The organism is Micromonospora sediminimaris, from assembly GCF_016863575.1.
In the GTDB taxonomy this organism is placed as follows: Bacteria; Actinomycetota; Actinomycetes; order Mycobacteriales; family Micromonosporaceae; genus Micromonospora; species Micromonospora sediminimaris.
Genome location: NZ_BOPD01000064.1, coordinates 1 through 1,752, shown reverse-complemented (window position 1 = coordinate 1,752; position 1,752 = coordinate 1). Strand labels below are relative to the sequence as shown.

General features: G+C 67.9%; 1 protein-coding gene and 2 pseudogenes. 2 read left to right on the top strand and 1 reads right to left on the bottom strand.

The window, feature by feature from the left end; genetic code table 11:
• Positions 1-186: pseudogene (locus Vse01_RS29075) on the top strand (site-specific integrase); the annotation flags it as partial.
• Between the two features lie 240 nt (positions 187-426).
• On the opposite strand, the gene Vse01_RS29070 reads toward Vse01_RS29075, so the two are convergent.
• Positions 427-1,203, bottom strand: coding sequence for a hypothetical protein (locus tag Vse01_RS29070; protein ID WP_198413153.1), 777 nt, complete (start codon positions 1,201-1,203; stop codon positions 427-429).
• A 27-nt stretch (positions 1,204-1,230) separates the two neighbouring features.
• Between Vse01_RS29070 and Vse01_RS29065 the strand changes: the two are divergent.
• Positions 1,231-1,752 (top strand): annotated as a pseudogene (locus Vse01_RS29065) (site-specific integrase); the annotation flags it as partial.

Sequence of the window (1,752 nt, the reverse complement as noted above, 5' to 3'; positions counted from 1 at the left end):
GCCGATCACCGTCCACGACGCCCGCCGGACCTGCGCCACCCTCCTGGCCGACCTCGACGTCCACCCGCGAGTCGCCATGCAGATCCTCACGCCCGCTTCTCGATAACGATGGAGATCTACACCCAGGTCTCATCCAAGGCGACCAGGGATGCACTCAAGCGCCTCGGCGAATCTTTGACGCAATGACCGGCTGCTGTACTTCGCTGCTGTACGGGCAGCAGAAAGGCCACCTCCCAGAGCCGGGAAGTGGCCTGAGCTGCGTGGGCGATACTGGGATCGAACCAGTGACCTCTTCGGTGTGAACGCGGGCACGGGGCACCGTTGGATGTCATCCGATGCCGTCTTGCACTGCATAGCAAGGCTTCACTGCTGTCTTGTGCCGTCTCCTGCCGCCCGCTGCTGGTCGTTTCGATGCCTCCGCGCTGCCTATCCCGCTTGGAAGCCGGCCGGCACCTGCGGGTCGCCCACCGTCGCCCTGGCAGCGCTCAGCACGGCCCGGAGCGGGGTGTGTGGAAACCCGTCGCCCGTGCCGGAATCCGGCCCTAGCCGCGTGCTGTAAAAGGGTTCGCCGTCGCGGTCGGCGTCGTCCTGGTGGGCCCAGAGGTTGCCGGCCTCGTCCCGCTGCCAGATGACGTTCTCACCACGGAAGTCGGCGCGATCGAGCCAGTCAGCGCCGCACGGCCAGTAGCCCTCCCACTGCGGAGGACGTAATGCGGCGTATGCCTCGTCGACGGCGGCGACGGCCTGGTCCACGTCGTCATCGTCAAAGACGGCAGCGAACCGGCACAGCAGGGCCAACGGAGCCCCGGGGTGCTGCAGCTGCGGATTCCGCGCGGCAATCGCCCGGCAGATCAGGTCGAGTTCGGGCCAGCGCAACGCATGCGGGTGCCAGTGTGCGAGGTCGTCCCATCCGAGCTCGGCTGGCTCGGCCAAGTCAGGGGTGGTGATGCCCAGGCTGTAGGAGTCGGCGGAGGCGTCGATGCTCAGTACGACGTGGTGGCCATCGCCGACCTCGAAGGCCACGTCGAGTGACGAGTCGGCGGAGTCCTCATCGTCATCGTCGTCATCGTCGTCGAGCAGGCCTTGGAGGTCACCAAGCCGATCCGCCCCGGGCCCCTCCTCGTGGGCAAAGGTGTACCGCGCCCAGAACACCGGATCGTGCAGTGACTCTTGCAACACTGATGGAATCGCCACCAAGAGCACTATAGAGACCGCACCAGCGGCATCCCGAAGCGGCGCTGCTGCGCGGTCGGCCGGTGCTGCCAGGCGGTCCTGTCGACGCGCACGGTCAGCGACATCCGGGCCGCACTGCGGGCCGCCCTCACCTACGCCCAGGCCGAAGACCTCATCACCCGCAACCCGGCCGTGCCGGTCACCCTGGCCACCGTCCGTCGTCGACGGGGCAGGAGCTGGTCCAGCGACGAAGCCCGCCGGTTCCTCGAATCGGCCCGCGCCGACGCCGACCCGCTCTACGCCGCGTACGCCCTGGTCCTCGTCACCGGCCTGCGTAAAGGCGAAGCCCTCGGTCTCACCTGGGCCGACGTCGACCTCGACGCCGGAGAGCTGACCATCGGCCGGCAACTGCAACGCGTACGCGGAACGCTCCTGCACCACGACACCAAGACCCAGGCATCCGACGCCACCCTCCCCCTGCCCGACATCTGCCTGGCCGCTCTCAAGCTCAGACAGCAACAACGCGACGAGGCACGAGCAGTCGCCGGCAAGGCATGGCACGAGACCGGACGCGTATTC